The 2553-nt window shown below is 64.9% G+C and carries 3 protein-coding genes; all 3 read right to left on the bottom strand.

The window, feature by feature from the left end; genetic code table 11:
- Positions 1-55 precede the first annotated feature (55 nt).
- Positions 56-535: an SDR family NAD(P)-dependent oxidoreductase gene (locus ACWDNU_RS45065; RefSeq protein WP_449673359.1), complete on the bottom strand. Its 480-nt coding sequence runs from the start codon at positions 533-535 to the stop codon at positions 56-58.
- A gap of 208 nt (positions 536-743) precedes the next feature.
- Complete coding sequence (locus tag ACWDNU_RS45070; RefSeq protein WP_449673360.1) at positions 744-1769, bottom strand: MCE family protein; 1026 nt, start codon at positions 1767-1769, stop codon at positions 744-746.
- A 53-nt stretch (positions 1770-1822) separates the two neighbouring features.
- On the bottom strand, positions 1823-2553 hold a 731-nt coding region (locus tag ACWDNU_RS45075), incomplete at its 5' end, for an MBL fold metallo-hydrolase (RefSeq protein WP_449673361.1).

The following is a 2553-nucleotide window of genomic DNA, read 5'->3' on the forward strand; positions in this document are numbered from 1 at the left end:
AGAATCGGATCGAACCGCGGCTGGTCGAGGAATTCGCCGTCGGTGCGCCCCATGATCATGCCGCGTAGGCGGAGTATCCGGGAGTCGTGCGGGAGGGCAGGGCGGAGGTGCTGCCGGTGTTGACGATCGCCGCGCCGTCGGCGAGTACCGGAAGTAGCTTCTGGGTCAAGAAATACGGGCCCTTGAACAGCACGTTGTGAAAGGTATCGAAGGTTTCCTCGGTGATATCGGCGAACATCGCCGGGCCGCCGATGCCGGCGTTGTTGACCAGATAGTCGAGTGTGCTGGTGCCCCACCGGGATTCCATCTCGATCTGCAACCGGTTGACGAAGTCGTCGATGCCATCGATTCGGGCCAGATTCAGGGGCAGCGCGATCGCTGCGCCGCCCTCGGCCTCGATGTCGGCGACGGTCTGTTCGGCATCGCCGGGGTGCGACCGGAAGGTGGTGACGACTCCGATTCCCCGGCGGGCAAGCAGACGCGCGGTAGCTTGCCCGATACTGGCGCTGCCTCCGGTGATGAGTGCGATCTTCATGTGGTGAACCGCCTTGTTGTGAGGTTGTTAACTGCTAGTTAACTGCTCCTATTCAATGCGACATGGTGCTTCCGTCGTAGACGGAAACCATCAGCGACTTGCCTATTCCTCTACAGTTGCCGCAGAACGTGGTCGCCACGATCTCTGCCGTGGATGCGTGGCTCACCTCGAACCGAACGGGGACAATTGCTTTGCTGCTGAGCCGGACCTATTTCGTGAGTCCGAGGAGGGCGGCGGTGAGTCCGTAGTCGGGGCCGAACTCCTGCATGTTCCCGGAGCGGCATCCATCGGCCCTCATCTGGATCCGCTCGCAGAACACACTGATGATTTCGCCCGACAGGGCAGATCCGATTCGGATGTTCTGGCGAAAGTACCTTCCGTCCTTGTCCATTGTGCGATCGATGTTCTCCATCAGGAGCGGTGTGAGGTCGACGATCTCGATCAGTGCGCCGGAGTTGGCGCGTAGTTGGTTGGTGACGTTGGTCAGCCCCGTCAGCGAAGTCGACAGTTCGTCGGCGTGCTCGCCGAACATCGTGGAGGTGTTGGCCAGGAACGCGTTCAGCTGATCCAGCGTGGCTTGCAGGCCGGGAGCCTGTTCGGCCAGCAGGCCCGACATGGCGGTGACCCGGTTGCTGAAGTCGCGCACCGACTGGTCGTTGTCGGCCAGCATCGTCGTCAGCTCGTTGAGCTCGAGGATGATGTTGGAGATGGCGTCCTTGTTGTCGACACCGATCTTCAACGCCGAAGACAGGGCGTCGAGGGTTTCGCGGATCTTCTGGCCGTTGCCGTTGAGCACCGGGTAGAGCACCCGGCCAGAGAGCGGGCCGAGTCCTTCCTGACCGGGTTCCGGCTTGAGCGAGGCGGAGAACTGGTCGATGGTCTTGATCATCGTGTCCAGCTCGACCGGGGTCCTGGTGCGTGCCTTGGGCAGGTGCTCACCGGACTTCATCGACTCACCGCCGGTGAAGGGCGGGGTGATCTCGATGTGGCGGTCGGTCACGATCGAGGGGGAGATGATCGCGGCGATCGCTTCCTTGGGGATCTTCACGCCGCCGTCGATGGTCATGTGGACCTCGACGTAGGTGCCCTTGGGGATGATCTTGTCGACCTTGCCGACCGCTAGGCCCAGGACCATGACGTCGTTGCCCTCGTACATGCCCGCGATGTTCTCGAAATCCGCAGTGATCTCGGTCGGCGCGTCCGGCAGCGGTGAACAACTGCCCATCGCCAGCACGGTGGCGCCCACCATGATCGAGCGCGCTGCTGTTCGGTGTCGTGGTCGCGGGGTCATCGGACGGTGTCGGTGAAGTCGGCGAGGACGAGCCGGGTCGGCTGCCCGTGGCCGGGGACGAGGGTGTGCGCGGGCTGCCGGGTGAGCGCGCGAGCGCTGTCGAGGGTGCGGGCCAGGTCGTGATGGAACACCGGCGGCAGCAGCTGCGGTCCGGTCCGGCGGGACAGCGGGTGACCGGTCACCAGCGCGTCGCCGGAGAACAGGACCCCTTCGGCGGGAAGGAGATACGCGGTGTGCCCGTCGGTGTGACCGGGTGTCGGCAGGGCGACGAGTCCGCCGGGAAGCATCGATGCCGCTGTCGCGGTCGGCACGCTGGTACCCATACCGCCGCGGACCGCGCGCAGTGTCTGCGCGACCCAGCGCGCCCCGCCGGGCGCGACCAGCGTCCGCACCAGCCGGCCCGGCGTGATCTGTTGCAGGTACTCACGTTTGGCGTGCCGGACCTCCTCGGCACCGGTGTGGACCGGGACGTTCAGCAGGTCGACGAGCCGGGGGACAGCGCCGATATGGTCCAGATGCGCGTGGGTCAGCAGGACGGCGGTGATGTCGGCGAGCTCGTGGCCGATCTGGCGAACCGAGTCGAGCACGAGCGGGGTGTCGGCGGGGTACCCGGCGTCGACGAGGGTCACGCCGGTGCCGTCGCTGATCAGCGCCCAGTTGACATTCGTTCCGGCGACGACATACACGGAGTCGGAAACCTGATCGATGGTCACGCCGCACTCACCCC

This window comes from Amycolatopsis sp. NPDC003676 (assembly GCF_053587275.1).

What these genes read in the sequence shown, in the direction of transcription:
- ACWDNU_RS45065 (WP_449673359.1), bottom strand. Translation starts at nt 535, where the DNA reads ATGAAGATCGCACTCATCACCGGAGGCAGCGCCAGTATCGGGCAAGCT.